The sequence below is a fragment of the Ensifer sp. Root423 genome (genome assembly GCF_001426275.1).
In the GTDB taxonomy this organism is placed as follows: Bacteria; Pseudomonadota; Alphaproteobacteria; order Rhizobiales; family Rhizobiaceae; genus Ensifer; species Ensifer adhaerens.
Map to the genome: position 1 here is coordinate 230,351 of NZ_LMEG01000034.1, position 21,174 is coordinate 251,524.

The following is a 21,174-nucleotide window of genomic DNA, read 5'->3' on the forward strand; positions in this document are numbered from 1 at the left end:
GGTCGCCAGGCCTCGATATCCTGCAAATTATTGCAGCAAATTCAAGATTTTAAGTTGACGGCCCACCGCCAGCGCAGTTCTTGGATGAAATTGAGAGAAGCTTGTGCCCGTGGCAGACACATCCCAGCTTATTTCCGGTGTTGCAGAAAGATATGCGTCCTCGCTTTTTGAACTCGCGCTCAGCGCCGGTTCGGTCGAGGCAGTCGGTGCGGATCTTACCCGCGTCCAGGCCCTGATCGACGGCAGCGACGATCTGAAGCGGCTGATCGCCAGCCCGGTCTTTTCTGCAGACGACCAGTTCAAGGCCATTTCGGCAGTTGCCGCGAAGGCTGGCATCTCCGGGCTCGTCGGTAACTTCCTCAAGGTCGTTGCCCGCAATCGCCGCCTCTTCGCGCTGCCGGGCATGATCAAGGCGTTCCGCCTGATCGCCGCGCGCCATCGTGGTGAAATTTCCGCCGACGTCACGTCGGCCCATGCGCTCTCCGCGGCGCAGGAAACTGAATTGAAGGCGACGCTGAAGAGCGTCACCGGCAAAGACGTGGCGGTCAACGTCACCGTCGACCCGTCTATTCTTGGAGGTCTGATCGTCAAGGTCGGGTCCCGCCAGATTGACACTTCCCTTCGCACCAAACTCTCTACCCTTAAGCTTGCACTGAAAGAGGTCGGCTGATGGATATCCGCGCCGCGGAAATTTCCGCAATTCTCAAAGATCAGATCAAAAATTTCGGCCAGGAAGCAGAAGTCTCCGAAGTCGGTCAGGTGCTTTCCGTCGGTGACGGTATTGCCCGCGTCTACGGCCTCGACAATGTCCAGGCAGGCGAAATGGTCGAATTCCCGGGTGGAATTCGCGGCATGGCGCTGAACCTCGAAGCCGACAACGTCGGTGTCGTTATCTTCGGTTCGGACCGCGACATCAAGGAAGGCGACACCGTCAAGCGGACTGGCGCCATCGTGGACGTTCCGGTTGGTCCGGAACTGCTCGGCCGCGTCGTCGACGCGCTCGGCAACCCGATCGACGGCAAGGGCCCGATCAACGCCAAGCAGCGCTCGCGCGTTGACGTCAAGGCTCCGGGCATCATTCCGCGCAAGTCGGTGCATGAGCCGATGTCGACCGGCCTCAAGGCCATCGACGCCCTCATCCCGGTTGGCCGTGGCCAGCGCGAACTCGTCATCGGCGACCGCCAGACCGGCAAGACCGCGATCATCCTCGACACGATCCTCAACCAGAAGGCCATTCACGACAATGGTCCGGAAGGTGACAAGCTGTATTGCGTCTACGTCGCAATCGGCCAGAAGCGTTCGACCGTTGCCCAGTTCGTGAAGGTTCTGGAAGAGCGTGGCGCTCTGCAGTACTCGATCATCGTTGCTGCGACCGCTTCCGACCCGGCTCCGATGCAGTACCTCGCACCGTTCGCCGGTTGCGCGATGGGCGAATACTTCCGTGACAACGGTAAGCATGCCCTGATCGGCTACGACGACCTGTCGAAGCAGGCTGTTTCCTACCGCCAGATGTCGCTCCTGCTGCGCCGCCCGCCGGGCCGCGAAGCTTACCCCGGCGACGTTTTCTACCTGCACTCCCGTCTGCTCGAGCGCGCTGCAAAGCTGAACGACGACATGGGCGCTGGCTCGCTGACGGCTCTGCCGGTCATCGAAACGCAGGGTAACGACGTTTCGGCGTTCATCCCGACCAACGTGATCTCGATCACCGACGGCCAGATCTTCCTCGAAACCGACCTGTTCTACCAGGGCATCCGTCCGGCCGTTAACGTCGGTCTGTCGGTTTCGCGCGTCGGCTCGGCTGCGCAGATCAAGGCGATGAAGCAGGTTGCCGGCTCGATCAAGGGCGAACTCGCCCAGTATCGCGAAATGGCCGCCTTTGCGCAGTTCGGCTCGGACCTCGACGCCGCTACGCAGCGCCTGCTGAACCGCGGTGCCCGCCTGACCGAACTCCTGAAGCAGCCGCAGTTCTCGCCGCTGAAGACGGAAGAACAGGTCGCTGTCATCTTCGCAGGCGTCAACGGTTACCTCGACAAGCTGCCGGTCAACCAGGTCGGCAAGTTCGAGCAGGGCCTGCTTTCGTACATGCGTTCGGAAGGCAAGGACATCCTGGAAACCATCCGCAAGGACAAGGCGATCTCCGACGACGTCAAGGGCAAGCTGAAGGCTGCAATCGACAGCTTCGCCAAGTCTTTCGCCTGAGCGGATTTCATTTAGGACGGATAACGGATGCCTTCACTTAAGGATCTGAAGAACCGGATCGCCTCCGTCAAGGCGACGCAGAAGATCACCAAGGCGATGAAAATGGTCGCCGCGGCGAAGCTTCGGCGCGCGCAGGAGGCGGCCGAGGCCGCCCGGCCTTACTCGCAGCGTATGGCTGCCGTTCTCGCCAACATCGCCCAGGCGGTTGGCGCGGACGACAGCGCGCCTGCGCTGATGACCGGAACCGGCAAGGACGATACGCACCTTCTGGTCGTCTGCACGGCTGAACGCGGCCTTTGCGGCGGCTTCAACTCGCAGATCGCCCGTCATGCCCGTGACCACGTTCGCAAGCTGCTTGCAGCCGGCAAGACGGTCAAGATCATCTGCGTCGGCAAGAAGGGCTTCGATATTCTGCGCCGCGAATACGCGTCGCTGATCATCGATCGTGTCGACCTGCGTGAGGTCAAGAAGATCGGCTTTGAAAACGCCGACCAGATTGGCCACAAGATCATCGCGCTCTTCGAAAAGGGCGAGTTCGATGTCTGCACGCTGTTCTATTCTGAGTTCAAGTCCGTTATCGCCCAGATTCCGACGGCTCAGCAGCTGATCCCCGCTTCGGCCGGCCCGGTCGCAGCGGAAGCATCGGATGCTTCGGCTGTCTACGAATATGAGCCGGACGCGGGCGCGATCCTCAGCGATCTCATTCCGCGCAACATTTCGGTGCAGATCTTCCGGGCCTTGCTCGAGAACGTCGCCGGCGAAATGGGCGCCAAGATGAGCGCGATGGATAACGCGACGCGCAATGCTGGTGAGATGATCAACAAGCTGACGCTGAACTACAACCGTCAGCGCCAGGCTCAGATCACCAAGGAACTCATTGAAATCATCTCGGGCGCGGAAGCGCTCTAAGGTCACGAGAAGAGGGTAAGGATTATGGCTAAGGCAGCTACCCCGAAAGAAACCGCAGCGGAGAAGAAGCCCGCTGCACCGAGGAAGGCAGCTTCCGCCAAGACCGCAGCAGCAGCCGCAACCGGCGCTGTCGGTCGCGTAACGCAGGTCATCGGCGCCGTCGTCGACGTCGCGTTCGATGAAGGCCAGCTTCCGCAGATCCTGAACGCGCTGGAAACCGACAACAACGGTAACCGCCTCGTTCTCGAAGTCGCACAGCACCTCGGCGAAAACGCCGTCCGTACGATCGCCATGGACTCGACCGAAGGTCTCGTCCGCGGCCAGTCGGTCACCGACACCGGCGCACCGATCACGGTTCCGGTTGGCGACGAAACGCTCGGCCGCATCATGAACGTCATCGGCGAGCCGGTTGACGAAGCGGGCCCGCTCGTCACCTCGGGCAAGCGCGCCATCCACCAGGAAGCGCCGTCCTACGTCGAGCAGTCGACGGAAGCGCAGATCCTCGTCACCGGCATCAAGGTCGTCGACCTTCTCGCTCCTTACGCAAAGGGCGGCAAGATCGGCCTCTTCGGCGGCGCAGGCGTCGGCAAGACCGTTCTCATCATGGAACTGATCAACAACGTCGCCAAGGCGCACGGTGGTTACTCGGTGTTTGCAGGCGTGGGTGAACGTACCCGCGAAGGCAACGACCTTTACCACGAAATGATCGAGTCCGGCGTTAACAAGCACGGCGGTGGCGCAGGCTCCAAGGCTGCCCTCGTGTACGGCCAGATGAACGAACCGCCGGGCGCCCGCGCTCGTGTCGCTCTGACGGGTCTGACGATCGCTGAAGACTTCCGCGACAAGGGCCAGGACGTTCTGTTCTTCGTCGACAACATCTTCCGCTTCACCCAGGCAGGTTCCGAAGTGTCGGCTCTGCTCGGCCGTATTCCGTCGGCCGTGGGTTACCAGCCGACGCTGGCGACCGACATGGGTCAGATGCAGGAACGCATCACCACGACGACCAAGGGCTCGATCACCTCGGTTCAGGCCATCTACGTTCCGGCCGACGACTTGACCGACCCGGCACCGGCAACCTCGTTCGCCCACCTGGACGCAACGACCGTTCTGTCGCGCTCGATCGCCGAAAAGGGTATCTACCCGGCCGTTGACCCGCTCGACTCGACCTCGCGCATGCTCGACCCGATGATCGTCGGCGAAGAGCACTACGAAGTGTCGCGTAAGGTGCAGACGACCCTGCAGCGCTACAAGGCGCTCCAGGACATCATCGCCATCCTGGGCATGGACGAACTGTCTGAAGAAGACAAGCTGGCCGTTGCCCGCGCTCGTAAGATCGAACGCTTCCTGTCGCAGCCGTTCTTCGTCGCCGAAGTCTTCACGGGTTCGCCGGGCAAGCTCGTCGCTCTCGAAGACACGATCAAGGGCTTCAAGGGCCTGGTCAACGGCGAGTACGACCACCTGCCGGAAGCTGCCTTCTACATGGTTGGCTCGATCGAAGAAGCGATTGAAAAGGCCAAGAAGCTGGCTGCCGAAGCCGCTTGATAGCACTGTTAAGCCTCGGCGCTGCACAAGCGCCGAGGCTTTCATCCTGTCCTTTCGCAAGGATAGGGAAGACATGCACAGCCGCCTCTCAGGTGGCGCGCCCACAAGAAGTGAATGGTCATGGCCGATTTCAACTTTGAGCTTGTTTCCCCCGAGCGCCTGCTCGTCTCCGAAAAGGTGACGGAAGTCGTCATTCCGGCGACCGAGGGCGAGATGACCGTGATGGCCAATCACGCGCCGACGATGACGACGGTGAAGCCCGGCGTGGTCACGGTGAAGCTGGCCGACGGCAAGACGGAGCGCTTTGCGGTGTTTGGCGGCTTTGCCGACATCCTGCCGACCGGCTGCACGCTGCTCGCCGAATCCGCCGTTCATGTCGATGAACTCGACCGCACGGCTCTCGAAAGCCGTATCGACGCGGTTCGTGCCGAGCTGGAAGGCGCCGGCGACGAAAAGAAGACCCGTCTGGAGCAGTTCGTCGCCGAACTGACGAAGCTCGGCGAGATCGTGATCCCGGCCTGAAAGGGACACCCGGAAGGGTGAAGCGAATGAGAAAGCCCCGCCTTCGAGCGGGGTTTTTTGTTGCCTGTTTTGCCCGATCTTGTAACCAATAGCAGCCGGACCGGCCGCTTTAGCCATTCTTCATTAGAGCTGCTGTACTGAGCCGGCATCGTTCAGCCTAGGAAGAGAGACCGCTGGCATGACGTCGAAGATTGTTCCTGTCATCATGGCCGGCGGAAAGGGCACCCGACTGTGGCCGCTCTCGCGCTCAGCCGCGCCCAAGCAGTTCCTGCAGATTCTTTCCGAGCGATCGCTGTTCCAGCAGACGCTCGAACGCGTGGGCGACCGCACGCGATACGAGCCGGCCATCGTCGTCACCAACAGCGACTTTCGCTTCATCGTCGCCGAGCAGGCCCGTACGATCGAGGCTGAGCTCGGCGACATCCTCTTGGAGCCGGTGGCGCGCAACACCGCACCGGCCCTTGCGGCCGCCGCCTTTGCAGTCCTTGGGCGCTACGGCGAAGGGGCGATCATGCAGGTGCTCGCCTCCGATCACGAGATCGATGCCGGCGTCCTCTACGAGGACTGCATCCTGAGAGCGCAGGCGGCCGCCGGGCGGGGAGAGCTGGTGACCTTCGGCATCACGCCGACCGAGCCGGCCACCGGTTACGGCTATATCGAGTGTGGCGACGAGCTGGCCGAAGGTACGAACCGGGTGGCGCGTTTTGTCGAGAAGCCGGATCGGGCGAAAGCCGAGGCGATGATCGCGACCGGGCGCTATCTCTGGAACTCCGGCCTGTTCATGCTGCCGGTGACGCTCTTTCTCGACGAGTTGAAGCGCTTTGCGCCCGAAGTCTTCGACGCAGCGAAGGCTGCCGTCGAAGGTGCCTACAAGGATCTCGATTTCACCCGGCTGCACGGCGAGAGCTTCGCAGCCGCTCCGGATATTTCCGTCGACTACGCCGTGTTCGAAAAGACCGACCATGCAGCCGTTGTGCCGTCGTCCTTCCCCTGGTCGGATCTCGGAAGCTGGGATGCGGTGTGGAAGACCGGGCGCAAGGATGACGACGGCAATGTCGTCACGGACCGGGCGACGGTGTCGAACACCCGCAACTCGCTGGTTCTGTCACGCGACATTCACCTGGCGGTGCAGGGGTTGGAAGACGTGGCCGTCATTGCCGGCGAGGACGCCGTCTATGTCGGGCGGCTGGACGACAGCCAGAGCGTCGGCCATATCGTCAAGGCGCTGGCGCGTTCTCCCAAAACCGCGGCGCTGACGGAGGTGCACCCGACCTCCTACCGCCCCTGGGGCGCGGTGGCCGCGCTTTCCGACGGCGAGCGCTTCTCGGTGAAGCGGCTACGTGTGACGCCCGGCAAGAAAATCTCCCTGCAGAAGCACCATCACCGCGCCGAGCACTGGATCGTCGTGCGCGGCACGGCGGAGGTCACCATGGGCGGCGAGACGCGGCTCCTGCACGAGAACGAGTCGGTGTTCATTCCGCAGGGCACGGTGCACCGGCTGCACAATCCGGGCAAGATTCCGCTGGAGCTGATCGAGGTGCAGACCGGCTCCTATCTCGGCGACGACGACACCGTTCGCATCGAGGACGAATTCGGCCGCAACTAAGCGCATCGCATCGTTGGCGGACCGTGAAACGAAAAATACCCGGGCTGAACCCGGGCATTGAAGTCGGCGCATCAGGACTGATTGGCTCAGCCGGCGACGCGCGCGCTCTCGCCCTTCTGGGCGTAGTAGTGACCGAAGCGGTTGGCGAGGAAGGTGTCGAGGCCGATGTCTTCCTGACGAACGAAACCCTTCTGGGCGATCTTGCCTTCGGCGAGCAGATCGAGCACGGCGCAGATGCTGCCGGCCGTGGTGATCTGGATGCCGCTCTGCATGCGACCGGCAACGACGCCGCTATAGACCTTGTTGGCGTAGGTTTCCTGGATCAGGCGACCGTCGCGGAAGCCCGAAACGGTAACGAAGATCACGACGACGTCCTGGGTGGTGGTCGGCAGCGAATTTTCGAAGATGTCCTTGAGGACTTCGCGGCGGTGACGCAGGCCGAGGTCGTTCAGCAGCGCCTTCATGATGGCGGCGTGACCCGGGTAGCGGATCGTCTTGTAGTTCAGCGTGCGGACCTTGCCCTTCAGCGTTTCGCAGAGCGTGCCGAGGCCGCCCGAGGTGTTGAAGGCTTCGTAGGTGACGCCATCAAGCGAGAATTCTTCGCGTTCTTCCATGGCCGGAACTTCGATCAGGTTGCTCTCAACGATCGCCTCGCAGGGCTCGATGTATTCGTTGATGACGCCGTCGGTGCTCCAGGTGAGGTTGTAGTTCAGAGCGTTCGACGGGTACTGCGGCAGGGCGCCGACGCGCATGCGCACGCTTTCCAGCGTCTGGAAGCGGCTGGCGAGATCGTTGGCGACGATCGAGATGAAGCCCGGTGCGAGGCCGCACTGGGGGATGAAGGCGGTGTTCGCCTTGGCGGCGATCGCCTTGACCTGGCGGGTGGATTCGACGTCTTCGGTAAGATCCAGGTAGTGGATGCCGGCTTCGGCAGCGGCTTCGGCGATTGCGACCGTCAGGTGGAACGGAGCGGCGCTGAGCACGGCGAACTTGCCGGAGAGAAGGGCGACGAGCGCCTTCTTGTCGCCGATGTCGACGGTTGCCGTCGTGATCGCGGCATGCTTTTCGACCTGTTCCAGCTGCTCGGCGGCGCGGTCGGCGACGCAGACGCTGTAGTCGCCGGTGTGGGCCAGCATGCGAGCGATGGTGGAGCCGATCTTGCCTGCTCCGATGACGACGATATTCTTCATTCTTTCCCCCGGGGTATGAGAACTGTTTGTGTCTCTATTGTCGAGGGAGGGGCCGTTGATTTGAAGCGCTAATATGACTAAATCGCCTATCTAAATTCGGCAGATTGCCCAACAGGACAGACGAAATGCAGATCACCGACAAGGATCGCGAGCTTCTCGCCATCTTGAGCGAGAACGCCCGCATGCCGACGGCGACGATTGCCCGAAGGCTTGGTCTGTCGCGCACGACGGTGCAGGCCCGTATCGAGCGGTTGGAGCGCGAAGGCATCATCGCCGGCTATGGCGTGCGCCTCTCGGAAAGCTACGAGAAGGGGCTGGTCAAGGCGCATGTGCTGATCACCATTGCGCCGCGGGCGCTCTCGCGCGTGACCCCGGAACTGAGCGCCATCCGGGAAATCCAGACGCTGCATTCGGTCAGCGGCAGCTTCGACCTGATCGCCGTGGTCGCCGCGATGTCGATCAGCGAACTCGACCTGCTGATCGATCGGATCGGCGAAATCGACGGTGTCGACCGGACGCTGTCGTCGATCATCCTCTCGACGCGGATCGACCGCTAGGCCGTCCTTCGGCTCAAGCGACAAGCGACGCGGCCGTCAGGGTGGGCTAACGGACGGCGCGGATTCCTCTTTGTTGCTACCCGTTCCGTCGGGCACCTTGGCTGGAGCGTTCCAGGCGCTCGGTCCCCGAACGAAACTGCGCAGGCTGCCATCGCCATAGGCGAGCCACTTGCTGCGGTCGAAATATTGTTCGGCAATGTTCTTCGGGCGGGCGCGGGCGGGTTGATTGGCGAGGAAATTGTAGCGCTGCGTCTCCTCGTCGGATTCACGCTTGAGCTGGATGCGGCTGCCGAAGCGCTTGAGGTCGAATTCCCTCAGCGCCTGGATCTGCAAGGTGACGCTGGCCGCATCCGCCCAGCGCACGTGGTCGAGGAACACGGATGCCGCGCGCGCCGCCGCCGTCGTCACCGCCTGGCTGTCCTCCTGGCGCTCGATGTTGAGCTTGACCCGGAACGATGAGATCTCTTCCTCGCCGCTGCCCTTGACGAAGATGAAGATCGAGGAGGGTTTGTCCTCGCCCGGCCGGGGGAAGGAAATGAGCGAGGAGCATTCCCATTGAGCCTGTTCGCCGGCGCTCGATTTCCATTCGAGTTCCCGAAAGCCGGCGTCGCGCAACTCGTCGCAAAGCGCCTTGGGGTCGCTGCGGATGGCGCGCAGGAACGGCTGCTCCGGCGTCTGCAGATCCTGGAAGGTCCAGGCGGGCAGGGCGATGCGCGGTGGCACGCGCCTCGCGCGCTTCGTGCCCGTCGTCTCGTCTGGCTTTCCCCGTTCGAGGAAGGTCGTCGGCAGGCCGAATGCGAGCAGAACCCTTTTCAGATTGCGCTGCTCGTTGGCGAGCAGGGCCGTCGCGACGATGGCGGTGACGATCAGCAGCAGGGCCACGATGAAGAAGCGCAGACCGGTGCTGCGGGCCGGCTTGCCGGCGGGCGTCTTGCCCTTGGCCGTGCTCATGCAGCCTCGCCCGCCCGATGATGGGCGATGAGCTGCGGAGCCTCCAGCGAAGGGCGATCGGTCTGCCGGGTTTCCATGATCTCAGGCTAGCAAGATGTCCAAGCTTTCTTCATCCTCGAAATCCGTCGCGGCGGCAATATGCAACCGCCGATAACCGCGCGGCGACTGTTGCATCTCGGCACAACGCGCCGGTGAATGGTTGTCGGCGTGAACTAAAAAGTTGAAATCCGGAAGCGATTGCATAGCTTGCGTCCGCAGACATTCAAACGGGGCGTACGTTCGTCATGACAGAGCCGACATCCGCAACTCCCTCGATCGACGTACCACTGGTGCACCGGCTGCTCGCGGCGCAGTTTCCGCAATGGTCGGAACTCGACGTACGGCCGATCGACCCGGGCGGCTGGGATAACCGGACGTTTCGCCTCGGCGACCGGATGACCGTCCGGTTGCCGAGCGCCGAACACTACGTTCTGCAGGTCGAAAAGGAACATCGCTGGCTGCCGCTGCTGGCGTCGCAACTGCCGCTGCCCATTCCGGTGCCTCTCGGCAAGGGCGTGCCGGGAGAAGGTTTTCCCTGGCCCTGGTCGGTCTATCGTTATCTCCCCGGGCAAACACTGGCTGTCGAGCGGGTCGACGATGTCAGTCAGGTGGCGAAGGACCTGGCGCGGTTCCTGCGCGCGCTGATGCAAGCGGATGCCATCGGGGCACCCTTGCCCGGCGATCACAATTTCCATAGCGGCGGACCGCCCGCCTTCTATGATGCGCAGACGCGTCAGGCGCTCACGCTGCTTGCGGACAATGTCGATACGACAGTGGCAGCAGAGGTGTGGGAGGCCGCACTTGCCGCGCCTTTCGAAGGAGCGCCTGTCTGGTTTCACGGCGATATCGCCTGGGGCAACCTGCTGGTCGAGAACGGCAGCTTGAGCGGCGTCATCGACTTCGGCACCTCCGGCGTCGGGGATCCGGCCTGCGATCTGGCGATCGCCTGGACGTTTTTCGACGGCGAGAACCGCGAGGTTTTCCGCGACGGCATGGCTCTCGATCGCGGCGCCTGGGCGCGCGGCCGCGGCTGGACCCTGTGGAAGGCGCTGATCGTCCTTGCCGACATGACTGGCGCGCCCGCGAGCGAAAAGGCAAAGCAGCGCGTGGTGATCGACGAGGTGCTTGCGGATCACCGTCGCTACGGCTGAGACCGGTTGGGCGGCGGCCAAGCGCCGACTTGACCCCGGCGCAAATTGCCTCTAGGTCAGGCGCACGCGGGACGACCCGCGTCGGTGTTTCGCCTGGGGACGGCCCCATTATCTCGACCGAGATATTGGAGACGATCGTACCATGCAGCCCCGTAGCCCGCGGCACGTCCGCGTGACCAATTCCTTCATCGAGCAGCCCGATTGCCCCGCCGGAAGCCATCGTTTCGTGGAACGATCTCGGCCGCCGATCGCTTTCCCAACATATTGAAGCGCGCAGGTGGCCGCCTGCGCGCGCCGCCGACGTTTCGTCACCAACGCACGAGGTTGATGATGGCCGGACCCATCGAACAATTTGAGATCAAGTCGCTCTTCCCGATCGCCGAAGTCGGCGGCTACCAGATCAGCTTTACCAACTCGGCCGCCTACATGGTGCTGACGATCGCGATCGCCAGCCTGTTCCTGATCCTGTCGACCAGGAGACGCGGCCTCGTGCCGAACCGGGCGCAATCGGCGGCCGAAATCCTCTACGAGTTTGCGGCGAAAACACTGCGCGACAATGCCGGCGAAAAGGGCATGCGCTTTTTCCCGCTGGTCTTCTCGCTGTTCATGTTCATCCTGACCGCCAACCTGATCGGCATGTTTCCCTATGCCTTCACGGTAACGAGCCATATCGCCGTCACCTTCGCGCTGGCGATGCTGGTGTTCCTGACGGTCACGCTCTACGGCCTCTACCGGCACGGCCTCGGCTTTCTCAGGCTGTTCATGCCCTCAGGCGTGCCGTTGATCCTGGCACCGATCATCATCCCGATCGAGGTGGTCTCCTACCTGTCGCGCCCGGTCAGCCACTCGGTCCGTCTGTTCGCGGTCATGCTCGCCGGTCATATCACGCTCAAGGTTTTCGCCGGCTTCGTCGTGGGCTTGAGCGGTTTCGGCGCGCTGGGCATTCTGGCGGCGATCATGCCCCTGCTGATGACGGTGGCGTTGACGGGGCTGGAGCTGCTGATGGCCCTGATCCAGGCCTATATCTTCACCATGCTGACCTGCATGTATCTCAACGACGCGCTGCATCCGAGCCACTGAAATAAGGCAAGGAGGCTCCCCGCCAAGGGGAGCCTTTTTTTCATTCGGCCGCCACGCGCCGGGCTTCGTTTCGGTAGGTCCGCCAGGACGACCAGGCGAAGGCCATCAGGAACATTGCGGTCATCAGGAGCACGATGGTCGGCGCCGGCGCGCTGTCGATGAAGAAGGACAGATAGACGCCGGTGAAGGACGCCGTCATCGCGATCAGCACGGCGACGATGAGCATCATGCCCATTGTCCGGGTTATCAGGAAGGCGATGGCGCCGGGCGCGATCAGCATGGCGATGGCGAGGATCAGCCCCACCGCCTTCAGCGCACCGACAATCGTCAGCGACAGGATCGCCAGCAGCCCATAGTGCAGCCAGTTGACCGGCAGGCCGACCGCCTTGGCCTGGGCCGGGTCGAAGGCATGCAGCAGGAAATCCCGCCACTTGACCGCGAGGATGCCGGCGGCGACGAGCGCGATCACGCCGGTCTCGACAATGTCCGGCCAGCCGATGCCGAGCATGTCGCCGAAGAGGATGTGATCGAGGTGCACGTCGCTCTGGATCTTGGTGTAGAGCACCAAGCCGAAACCGAACATGCCGGAGAAGACCACGCCCATGACCGTATCCTGCTTGATGCGGCTGTTTTCCTTGAGATAGCCGGTGAGCAGCGCGCAGGACATGCCGGCGGCAAAGGCACCGACGGCGAGCGGCAGGCCGACGATGTAGGAGATCACCACGCCGGGAAAGACGGCATGTGAGATCGCATCGCCCATCAGCGACCAGCCCTTCAGCACCAGGAAGCAGGAGAGCATCGCGGTCGGGATCGCCACCAGCACCGAGATCAAAAGCGCGTTGCGCATGAACTCGAATTCGAACACGGCAAGCATCATGTCGAGCGAGATCATCGGCCGGCCTCCACCGGTTCGGCGCCGCGCCGGCGCGCGGCCAGAAGCCCGTGCTTCGGGGCAAAGACGAAGGCCGTCAGGAAGATCAGCGTCTGCAGCACGATGATGATGCCGCCGGTGGCGCCATCGAGGAAATAGCTGAAATAGGCGCCGAAGAAGCTCGTCAGCGTGCCGATGGCGACGCTGATGAGGATCAGCCGCGGAAAACGATCCGTCAGCAAATAGGCGGTGGCGCCCGGTGTTACGACCATGGCGATGACGAGAAAGGCGCCGACGGTCTGGAGGGCCGCGACCGTGCAGGCCGAAAGCAGCGTGAAGAACAAGACCTTGAGGAAGGTCGTCGGGATGCCGATCGAGCGGGCGTGGCTCTCGTCGAAGAAGGTCACCATCAGGTCCTTCCACTTGGCCGTCAGGATGATGAGCGAGACGATGCCGATGATCGCCAGTTGCAGCGTGTCGGCGGGCGTGATCGCCAGGATGTTGCCGAGCACGATTGTCTGGATGTTCACCGACGTCGGCGACAGCGAGACCATGAAGAGGCCGAGGCCGAAGAAGGAGGTGAAGATCAGCCCGATGATCGTGTCTTCCTTGAGCCTTGTGCGCTGATTGAGAAACAGCATGGCGCCGGCGGCAAGGGCGCCGGAGAAGAAGGCGCCGAGCGAGAAGGGCAGGCCGAGCATGTAGGCGCCGGCAACGCCGGGCACAATCGAGTGCGAGAGCGCGTCGCCGATCAGCGACCAGCCTTTCAGCATCAGATAGGAGGACAGGAAGGCGCAGACGCCGCCGACCAGTGCGCTCACCCACATGGCGTTGAGCATGTAGCCGTAGGTGAAGGGTTCGGAGAGCGTGGCGATCATTTGCCGTTCTGTTCCCCGTTGGTCTCGGGCTTTGCCGGCTGCGCTACCATGCGGTCCTTGTCGCCATACATGACGAGCGGACGCTCGTCGTCGGTGATGACGGCAAGCTGGCGGGGATCGGCGTCGTCGTGCAGGCTATCGCCGCCGAGCACGAAGTGCCGCAGCACGCCGCCGAAGGCGAGCTCGAGGTTCTCGCGGGTGAAGGTCGTCTCGGTCGGGCCATAGGCGAGCACGGTGTTCTTCAGAAGCACGGTGCGGTCGCAGAATTCCGGTACGCTGCCGAGATTGTGGGTCGAGACCAGCATGACCCGGCCCTCGTCGCGAAGGCCGATCAAAAGCCGAATGATCGCGTCCTCGGTCTTGACGTCGACGCCGGTGAAGGGTTCGTCGAGCAGGATGACCTTGCCGTCCTGGGCAAGGGCGCGTGCGAGGAAGACGCGCTTCTTCTGGCCGCCGGAGAGTTCGCCGATCTGGCGCTTGCGGTAGTCGCTCATGCCGACGCGGGCAAGGGCTGCCTCGACCGCTTCGTGATCGACTTTCTTCGGGATGCGCAACATGTTCATGTGGCCGTAACGGCCCATCATGACCACGTCCTCGACCAGCACCGGGAAGTTCCAGTCGACTTCTTCGGCCTGCGGCACATAGGCGACGAGGTTTTTCTTCAGCGCGTCCGGCACGGAAAGACCGAGGATCGCGATCTCGCCGCGCGACAGGCGGGCAAAGCCCATGATCGCCTTGAACAGCGTCGACTTGCCGCTGCCGTTGACGCCGACGAGCGCAGTGATCGTGCCGGTCGGGATCTCGAAGCTGGCGTCACGCAGCGCCCGCAGGCCGTTGCGGTAGGTGACGGTGGCACCCGCGACGCGGATGCCGCTTCCTTGCTCACCGGAAGAAGGTGCTGGCCCGGAGCGCGTCTTCACCTGAAGGTTCATTGTGCAAGACCCTTGGCGATGGTTTCCGATGTGACGCGCAGCAGGTCGACATAGGTCGGAACCGGGCCGTCCGCTTCGCTCAAGGAATCAACGTAGAGCACACCGCCGTATTTTGCACCGGTCTCGCGCGCCACTTGTTCTGCCGGGTCCGGCGAAATCGTGCTTTCGGAGAAGACGACCGGGATATGGTTCGCCCGGACGGCGTCGATCACCTTGCGGACCTGCTGCGGGGTACCCTGCTGGTCGGCGTTGATCGGCCAGAGATAGAGTTCCTTCATTCCGAAATCGCGGATCAGGTAGCTGAAGGCGCCTTCGCTCGAGACCAGCCAGCGCTTGTCCTCGGGGATCTTGGCGATCTCGGCGCGGATCGGTGCAATGGTCGCCTCGATCTTCTGCTTATAGGCCTCGGCATTGGCCTTGTAGGTCTCGGCATTATCAGGGTCATACTTCACGAAGGCGTCGCGGATGTTGTCGACATAGATCAACGCGGCCGATGGCGACATCCAGGCATGCGGATTGGGCTTGCCGGTATAGGGGCCCTCGGCAATGCCCATGGGGTCGATGCCGGTCGAGACGACGACACCGGGAACATCGTCGAAGTTCTGGAAGAATTTCTCGAACCAGCGCTCCAGGTTCAGGCCATTCCAGAGGATCAGCTTGGCGTCATGCGCCTTCAGGATATCGCGCGGCGTCGGCTGGTAGTTGTGGATCTCGGCGCCCGGCTTGGTGATCGATTCGACGATGGCCGCGTCGCCCGCGACGTTCTTTGCCATGTCGGCAATGACCGTAAAAGTCGTCACTGCCTTGAATTTCTCCTGCGCGTAAGCGGCGCCTGGAACGAGCGCAATGGCTGCGACGGCCGTCATTGCCGCCAGGATCGCGCGCCTCGTCTGATCGATCATTCTTTACTCCCAGATGTTGATGCTCACAGGAGTAGGGGAATGATTTGCATAAGTCAATGCAAATGAGAAGCATTCGCAACTGGCTATTTTCAAAGGCCGTGCCCTTGGCTAGTGTACGACCATGAAACAGAACAAGAATCGTGTCGAAGAACTGGAAGGCGTGTTGAGGGATGGCGGCGTGCGCGTGACGCGCCAGCGTGCCGCTATTCTGAAGATCCTCGCCACCGCCGAAGACCATCCGGATGCAAACGAACTGCATCGCCGGGCGAAGGAAATTGACGCCACCGTCTCGCTATCGACCGTCTACCGGACGTTGTCTGCGCTTGAGCAACAGGGCGTGGTGCAGCGCCATGCCTTTGAGAGTGCGACCGCTCGCTTCGAGACCGCCGACGCGCCGCATCACGATCATCTGATCGACATCGACACCGGTGCGGTGATCGAGTTCCGCTCCGACAAGATCGAGCAGCTTCAGGCGGAAATCGCCGCCGAACTCGGCTATGACCTCGTACGTCACCGGCTGGAACTCTACTGCCGCAAGCGCAAGGACTGAGGCGTCGGCAATGGCGCGCCAGACGGCGCGCGCAATCTCTTCTCTTTATCCGTAAGTGGCCTCAGCCGCGGTCGGCGATCGCGTCGCCGCGTCGCCGCGCCGGAATGGTCATGGCCGCGACCCCGACGATGACGCAGCCAAGGCCGATCCAGGCGGTGTCCGACAGCCGTTCGCCGAGGAAGAGCGCGCCGATGGCAACGCCGATCGGCACGCGCAGATAGGCCTGTGCCGTGGCGCCGACCGAGCCCAGTGTCTGGATCAGCCGGAAGTAGATGGCAAAGGCAAGGGCGGTCGAGAAGACGGCGAGGCCGAGCAGTGCCAGCAGCGACTCCGTCGACGGCGCAAGCGTCCAGGGCCTGTCGACGACGAGGCTTACCGGGATCAGCAGGGCAGCACCTGCGATCAACGAGCCGGCGGCGGGCATCATCGGGTCGAGTCCCTTGAAGCCGCGACCGAAGATGGCGGCGCCCGCGTAGCAGACGGTGGCGAGCACCACGGCCAACTGTGGCAGCAACTGTTCCCCGAGGCCGCCGAAGGCCTCCATGCCGATGATCAGGCTGATGCCGGTCATGCCGGCGACGATGCCAACGAGCTTGCGGGCCGTGACCGCTTCGTGGCGGGTGATCAGCGCCGTCATCAGGAAGGCGAAGATCGGTGTCGTCGCATTGAGGATCGAGGCGATGCCGGCATCGATCGTCTGCTCGGCCCAGGCGATCAGCGTGAAGGGCACAACGCTGTTGAGGCAGGCCTGGAACAGGAAGCGCCGCCAAGTCGCCGCGTCACGCGGCAGGCTGAGACCACGCCAGCGCAGAACGGCAAGAAGAAGCGCGCCGGCAATCAGGGTGCGGGCGGCGATCAGCGTGACCGGCGGAATGGTCTCGATGCCGATCTTGATGAAGGTGTAGGAGGCGCCCCAGAGCGTTGCGAGCGCAAGAAGCAGCAGGAGTTCGAGAGAAAGGTTGGTCTTGGCCATCGGGATCGCATCCTTGTGTCGTCATTGTTGCCATCGTTCTAGCGCGACGCTTACGGCGGATGCTTCGTTGGCGATCGAAGTATCGGGATCCTCCGAGATGTGGAAAAGCGAAACCCCAGCTTTCGCGGGCCGGGGTTCCGTGATTGCGGGTGGCTCAATGGCTGTCGGCGAGCTTGGCCGCGTTGACGCTGGCTGTGCTTTCGAAGCTGAGGCCATTGAAGAAGGCGTTGAGCACGACGGCCGAGATCGAGGCAAGCACGATGCCGGACTCGATGATCGGGTGGATCGCATGCGGCAGCCAGATCAGGAAGTTCGGCGCGATCAGCGGGATCAGGCCGAAGCCGACCGAGACGGCGACCACGAACAGGTTGTTGCGCGACGACTTGAAATCGACGGTCGACAGGATGCGCACGCCGGTCGCAGCGACCATGCCGAACATCACCAGGCCGGCGCCGCCGAGCACGAAGGTCGGAACCGCTTCGACCAGTGCGCCCATCTTCGGGATGAGGCCGAGCGCGATCATGATGACGCCCCCCATCACGCAGACGTAGCGGCTCTTGACGCCGGTGACGCCGACAAGCCCGACATTCTGCGAGAAGCTCGTGTAGGGGAAGGTGTTGAACAGGCCGCCGATCATGGTGCCGAGGCCATCGACCCTGAGCCCCGCCGTCAACTGCTGCCGCGAGACTTCGCGATTGGTGATTTCGCCGAGTGCCAGGAACATGCCGGTCGATTCGATCATCACGACGATCATCACCAGCGACATGGTGGCGATCAGCACCGGATCGAAGATCGGCATGCCGAAGCGCAGCGGCGTGACCACGGCAAACCAGCCGGCATCGGCCACCCGGTCGAAATGCATCATGCCGAGTGCTGCGGCGACGACGCAGCCGACGACGACGCCGGTCAGCACCGCGATGTTGCTGATCAGTCCGCGGCCGAAGCGGGCGATCACGAGAATGGAGAGGAGCACGAAGCCGGCCAGCGCGATGTGGCTCGGCTCGGCGTAAAGCGGGTTCGGCACGCTGGCGCCAAGCACCAGGCCGTCCGGTACCGCCGGGCCTCCGGTGGCCGCGGCCTTCTTGAGCTCCGCCAGCCATTCCGCATGGCTCGGATCGACGAGCTTGGGTGCGGTCGGACCGAAGGGATTGCCGAAGATCCAGTTCACGCCGACGCGCATCAGCGAAACGCCGATGACGAGAATGATCGTGCCGGTGACGACGGGGGGGAAGAACCTCAGAAGCCGGCCCATGACCGGCGCGAGCAGGAGCGCGACGAGGCCGGCGCCGATGATGGCGCCGAAGATCATCCGGGCACCCTCTTGCCCGGGTGTCATCGCCGCCATCGAGACCATCGGGCCGACTGAGGCGAAAGTAACGCCCATCATGACCGGAAGCCGGATGCCGATGCTGCGGCCGAGGCCAAGCGACTGGATGATGGTGACGAGGCCGCAAACGAAAAGATCGGCGGAAATCAGGAAAGCGACGTCCTGGGGGCTGAGCTGCAAGGCGCGGCCGACGATCAGGGGCACCGCGACGGCGCCGCCATACATGACAAGGACATGCTGCAACCCGAGGGTCGCAAGTCTGCCCACGGGCAGCATCTCGTCCACCGGGTGTATGCTGGAAACGTCGCTCATGGTTCCTCCTCCCATTACATCGACCAGTCCGGCCCCCCGTCCTCCAACAGGGGAAACGCTATCTTCGGTTGTCGAGACAGAATGTCGCAAGTATCGCCGGAACGAAAACACTTTCCGGATTTCGGGGGAAGTTGTCGAGGGGTGATCGGGGCGGGAAAGGTTCGGATTTGACCGTCGAACGGCGCCGACCGGGCAGGTATTGCCGAAGAAGGCCTCAAGGCGCGCCAACGAACAGCTTGATCCTAGCAACGATGCAACGTTGCTGCAATGCGAAGCGACGATGGTTCGTCGCGCCGGGTGCGAAGGCTCCGCCGCGGTTCGTTTGGGATCATGTCGATGAATTCTTGCAGAGTGGCCTTTTCGTCTCCCTGCCGTGCGCTTTTCGTGCTGCTGATCGTTCTCTGGCCGGCGGTCGCCGGGGCGAGCGGCGTCAGCTTCCAGGGGCAATGGCAGCAGGTCACGTCCGGCGCCGGTGACTGCGAGAGCTGCTCGGTCGAGATCCGGCGGAACGGCCCCGTGCTGAAGGTGACGGGGAGGGATGGATGGTTCGCGGTGACCCATCTCGGGCGCGTCGGCGGCGGTTCGAGCGCTGCGGGCATCGGGCGCTGGAACGAGGACGGCGCCGGCCGCTATCGCGGCAAGCCGTTCGACATCCGCATCACGATCGTCGATGAGCATCTCCACATGGATATGAGCGTGCGGATGGATGATGGCTCGACGCAGGCGGTCAGGGCCATCTTCGACAAGCGACGATCCGAGAAATCCGGACGCTTGCGGCTTGCCCACATGTAGGCGCGACAGGTCCTTTCACGCCTATGGGCAAAGAAATACCGGGGCCGTTGCCGACCCCGGTGCCGCATCTCCCGAGGAGATGAGGGCCGCCCGTTTTGCAGGCGGCCGTTGGTTTCTTACTTCTGCCAGCTCTTGACCAGATCGTCGTAGTTGACGGTCTGCGGCTTTTCCTTCTCGTTCTCGATCTTCAGCTGCGGAGCGAGGTTGCCCTTGGAAACGGCATCCTTGTTCCAGTACTCGAGATCGTGCTCTTCGGCGAGCTTCGGACCGATGTCGCCCTGAACGCCCGAGCGTTCGAGACGGGAGAGAACCTTCTCCTGCTCGGCGCACAGCGAGTCCATGGCTTCCTGAGCGGTCTTGGCACCCGAGGATGCATCGCCGATCGCCTGCCACCAAAGCTGAGCCAGCTTCGGATAGTCAGGAACGTTCGTGCCGGTCGGCGACCACTGCAGGCGGGCCGGCGAACGGTAGAACTCGATCAGACCGCCGAGCTTCGGAGCGCGGTCCGTGAAGCTCTTGTGGTCGAGCGTCGACTGGCGGATGAAGGTGAGGCCGACATGGCTCTTCTTCACGTCGACGGTCTTCGAGGTGACGAACTGCGCATAGAGCCAGGCGGCCTTGGCGCGGTCGTCAGGCGTGGACTTCAGCAGCGTCCAGGAACCGGCGTCCTGGTAACCGAGCTTCATGCCGTCCTTCCAGTAGACACCATGCGGGCTCGGAGCAAAACGCCACTTCGGCGTGCCGTCCTCGTTGACGACGGGCAGGCCCGGCTTGACGAAGTCGGCGGTGAACGCCGTGTAGGTGAACATCTGCTGGGCGACTTCGCCCTGCGACGGAACCGGGCCGGATTCCGAGAAGGTCATGCCCTGCGCAGCTGCCGGTGCGTAGGCCTTCATCCAGTCGAGATACTTCTGGATGGAGTAGACAGCGGCCGGGCCGTTGGTGTCGCCACCGCGGGCAACGCAGGAGCCGACCGGGCGCGAGTTTTCGTCGACCTTGATGCCCCACTCGTCGACCGGCTTGCCGTTCGGGATGCCCTTGTCGCCGTTGCCGGCCATCGACAGCCAGGCGTCGGTGAAGCGCCAGCCGAGCGACGGGTCCTTCTTGCCGTAGTCCATGTGGCCATAGACTTTCTTGCCATCGACTTCGCGACCGGTGAAGAACTCGGCGATATCCTCATAGGCCGACCAGTTGACCGGAACGCCGAGGTCGTAGCCGTACTTCGCCTTGAAGTCCGCCTTGTTCTTCTCGTCGTTGAACCAGTCGTAGCGGAACCAGTAGAGGTTCGCGAACTGCTGGTCGGGAAGCTGGTAGAGCTTGCCGTCCGGTGCTGTCGTGAAGGACTTGCCGATGAAGTCGTCGATGTCGAGGTTCGGGTTGGTGACGTCCTTGCCTTCATTGGCCATGAAGTCGGTCAGGCTGCGGGCCTGCTGGTAGCGCCAATGGGTACCGATCAGATCCGAGTCGTTGATGTAGGCGTCATAAACGTTTTCGCCCGACTGCATCTGAGTCTGCAGCTTTTCGACGACGTCGCCTTCGCCGATCAGGTCGTGGGTGATCTTGATGCCGGTGATGTCGGAGAAGGCCTTGGCCAGGGTCTTCGATTCGTATTCATGAGTGGTGATCGTTTCGGAAACGACCTTGATTTCCATGCCGGCAAAGGGTTTCGCCGCATCGACGAACCACTGCATTTCGGCTTCCTGGCCGGCGCGGTCGAGCGAGGACATGTCGCCGATCTCGCTGTCGAGGAATTTCTTGGCTTCGTCCATGCCGGCAAAAGCGCTGCCGGTGAAAGCCAGCAGCATAGCTGCCGTCGTAGTCAAAAGATGCCGTCGCATAATTCCCTCCCTTAGGTTTGCGAATGCGGTTCTTTATCTTTCGAGGGGCCGCC

General features: G+C 62.8%; 21 protein-coding genes. 11 read left to right on the plus strand and 10 right to left on the minus strand.

The window, feature by feature from the left end; all coding sequences use genetic code 11:
- Positions 1-103: 103 nt before the first annotated feature.
- From ASD01_RS24740 to ASD01_RS24765, 6 genes are all read left to right on the plus strand, one after another.
- Complete coding sequence (locus ASD01_RS24740; protein WP_034802509.1) at positions 104-670, plus strand: F0F1 ATP synthase subunit delta; 567 nt, start codon at positions 104-106, stop codon at positions 668-670.
- A complete protein-coding gene (atpA, locus tag ASD01_RS24745) occupies positions 670-2,199 on the plus strand; it encodes a F0F1 ATP synthase subunit alpha (RefSeq protein WP_034802507.1) in 1,530 nt (509 codons plus the stop codon). Before ASD01_RS24740 ends, atpA begins: the two co-directional genes overlap by 1 nt.
- A gap of 27 nt (positions 2,200-2,226) precedes the next feature.
- Positions 2,227-3,108, plus strand: a complete 882-nt coding sequence (locus ASD01_RS24750; protein ID WP_034802504.1) for a F0F1 ATP synthase subunit gamma — start codon at positions 2,227-2,229, stop codon at positions 3,106-3,108.
- Positions 3,109-3,132: 24 nt separating this feature from the next.
- Positions 3,133-4,650: a F0F1 ATP synthase subunit beta gene (atpD, locus tag ASD01_RS24755; protein ID WP_034802502.1), complete on the plus strand. Its 1,518-nt coding sequence runs from the start codon at positions 3,133-3,135 to the stop codon at positions 4,648-4,650.
- 120 nt (positions 4,651-4,770) lie between these two features.
- The gene (locus ASD01_RS24760) at positions 4,771-5,172 is read left to right on the plus strand and encodes a F0F1 ATP synthase subunit epsilon (protein WP_034803086.1); all 402 of its coding nucleotides are present in this window, start codon (positions 4,771-4,773) and stop codon (positions 5,170-5,172) included.
- 178 nt (positions 5,173-5,350) lie between these two features.
- Positions 5,351-6,778, plus strand: a complete 1,428-nt coding sequence (locus ASD01_RS24765; RefSeq protein ID WP_034802500.1) for a mannose-1-phosphate guanylyltransferase/mannose-6-phosphate isomerase — start codon at positions 5,351-5,353, stop codon at positions 6,776-6,778.
- Positions 6,779-6,864: 86 nt separating this feature from the next.
- On the opposite strand, the gene ASD01_RS24770 is transcribed toward ASD01_RS24765, so the two are convergent.
- On the minus strand, positions 6,865-7,968 hold the full coding sequence (locus ASD01_RS24770) for a saccharopine dehydrogenase family protein (RefSeq protein ID WP_034802496.1): 1,104 nt from the start codon (positions 7,966-7,968) through the stop codon (positions 6,865-6,867).
- Positions 7,969-8,093: 125 nt separating this feature from the next.
- Between ASD01_RS24770 and ASD01_RS24775 the strand changes: the two genes are divergently transcribed.
- Positions 8,094-8,525 carry an Lrp/AsnC family transcriptional regulator gene (locus ASD01_RS24775; protein WP_034802493.1) on the plus strand — a complete coding sequence of 144 codons (432 nt, stop codon included), beginning with the start codon at positions 8,094-8,096 and terminating at the stop codon, positions 8,523-8,525.
- 36 nt (positions 8,526-8,561) lie between these two features.
- On the opposite strand, the gene ASD01_RS24780 is transcribed toward ASD01_RS24775, so the two are convergent.
- Entirely contained in the window at positions 8,562-9,476 is a 915-nt protein-coding gene (locus ASD01_RS24780; RefSeq protein WP_051659628.1) for a DUF6030 family protein, read from the minus strand.
- A gap of 81 nt (positions 9,477-9,557) precedes the next feature.
- Positions 9,558-9,719, minus strand: coding sequence for a hypothetical protein (locus ASD01_RS35760; RefSeq protein ID WP_156553009.1), 162 nt, complete (start codon positions 9,717-9,719; stop codon positions 9,558-9,560).
- A 41-nt stretch (positions 9,720-9,760) separates the two neighbouring features.
- On the opposite strand from ASD01_RS35760, the gene ASD01_RS24785 reads away from it, so the two are divergent.
- Together ASD01_RS24785 and ASD01_RS24790 are read left to right on the plus strand one after the other, a co-directional pair.
- Entirely contained in the window at positions 9,761-10,666 is a 906-nt protein-coding gene (locus ASD01_RS24785) for an aminoglycoside phosphotransferase family protein (protein WP_034802488.1), read from the plus strand.
- A gap of 330 nt (positions 10,667-10,996) precedes the next feature.
- Positions 10,997-11,746: a F0F1 ATP synthase subunit A gene (locus tag ASD01_RS24790; protein WP_089044351.1), complete on the plus strand. Its 750-nt coding sequence runs from the start codon at positions 10,997-10,999 to the stop codon at positions 11,744-11,746.
- A gap of 40 nt (positions 11,747-11,786) precedes the next feature.
- Here ASD01_RS24790 and ASD01_RS24795 read toward each other — a convergent pair whose 3' ends face one another.
- From ASD01_RS24795 to ASD01_RS24810, 4 genes are read right to left on the minus strand one after another with little or no spacing between them, the layout of a single operon-like run.
- Positions 11,787-12,638, minus strand: a complete 852-nt coding sequence (locus ASD01_RS24795) for a metal ABC transporter permease (protein ID WP_034802483.1) — start codon at positions 12,636-12,638, stop codon at positions 11,787-11,789.
- Positions 12,635-13,495, minus strand: coding sequence for a metal ABC transporter permease (locus ASD01_RS24800; protein WP_034802481.1), 861 nt, complete (start codon positions 13,493-13,495; stop codon positions 12,635-12,637). Before ASD01_RS24800 ends, ASD01_RS24795 begins: the two co-directional genes overlap by 4 nt.
- Positions 13,492-14,427 carry a manganese/iron ABC transporter ATP-binding protein gene (locus ASD01_RS24805; RefSeq protein WP_034802478.1) on the minus strand — a complete coding sequence of 312 codons (936 nt, stop codon included), beginning with the start codon at positions 14,425-14,427 and terminating at the stop codon, positions 13,492-13,494. The genes ASD01_RS24800 and ASD01_RS24805 overlap by 4 nt, the downstream gene beginning before the upstream one ends.
- Positions 14,424-15,329, minus strand: a complete 906-nt coding sequence (locus ASD01_RS24810; RefSeq protein WP_034802475.1) for a metal ABC transporter substrate-binding protein — start codon at positions 15,327-15,329, stop codon at positions 14,424-14,426. The genes ASD01_RS24805 and ASD01_RS24810 overlap by 4 nt, the downstream gene beginning before the upstream one ends.
- 121 nt (positions 15,330-15,450) lie before the next feature.
- Here ASD01_RS24810 and ASD01_RS24815 point away from each other — a divergent pair, with 121 nt between their 5' ends.
- Positions 15,451-15,879, plus strand: a complete 429-nt coding sequence (locus ASD01_RS24815; protein WP_034802472.1) for a Fur family transcriptional regulator — start codon at positions 15,451-15,453, stop codon at positions 15,877-15,879.
- A gap of 61 nt (positions 15,880-15,940) precedes the next feature.
- On the opposite strand, the gene ASD01_RS24820 is transcribed toward ASD01_RS24815, so the two are convergent.
- Positions 15,941-16,852 carry a DMT family transporter gene (locus ASD01_RS24820; RefSeq protein ID WP_034802469.1) on the minus strand — a complete coding sequence of 304 codons (912 nt, stop codon included), beginning with the start codon at positions 16,850-16,852 and terminating at the stop codon, positions 15,941-15,943.
- Between the two features lie 154 nt (positions 16,853-17,006).
- Positions 17,007-18,491: a nucleobase:cation symporter-2 family protein gene (locus tag ASD01_RS24825; RefSeq protein ID WP_034802466.1), complete on the minus strand. Its 1,485-nt coding sequence runs from the start codon at positions 18,489-18,491 to the stop codon at positions 17,007-17,009.
- A gap of 336 nt (positions 18,492-18,827) precedes the next feature.
- Between ASD01_RS24825 and ASD01_RS24830 the strand changes: the two genes are divergently transcribed.
- Positions 18,828-19,283: a hypothetical protein gene (locus tag ASD01_RS24830; protein WP_143106236.1), complete on the plus strand. Its 456-nt coding sequence runs from the start codon at positions 18,828-18,830 to the stop codon at positions 19,281-19,283.
- 116 nt (positions 19,284-19,399) lie between these two features.
- Here ASD01_RS24830 and ASD01_RS24835 read toward each other — a convergent pair whose 3' ends face one another.
- Entirely contained in the window at positions 19,400-21,121 is a 1,722-nt protein-coding gene (locus ASD01_RS24835; RefSeq protein ID WP_034802459.1) for an ABC transporter substrate-binding protein, read from the minus strand.
- Positions 21,122-21,174 lie beyond the last annotated feature (53 nt).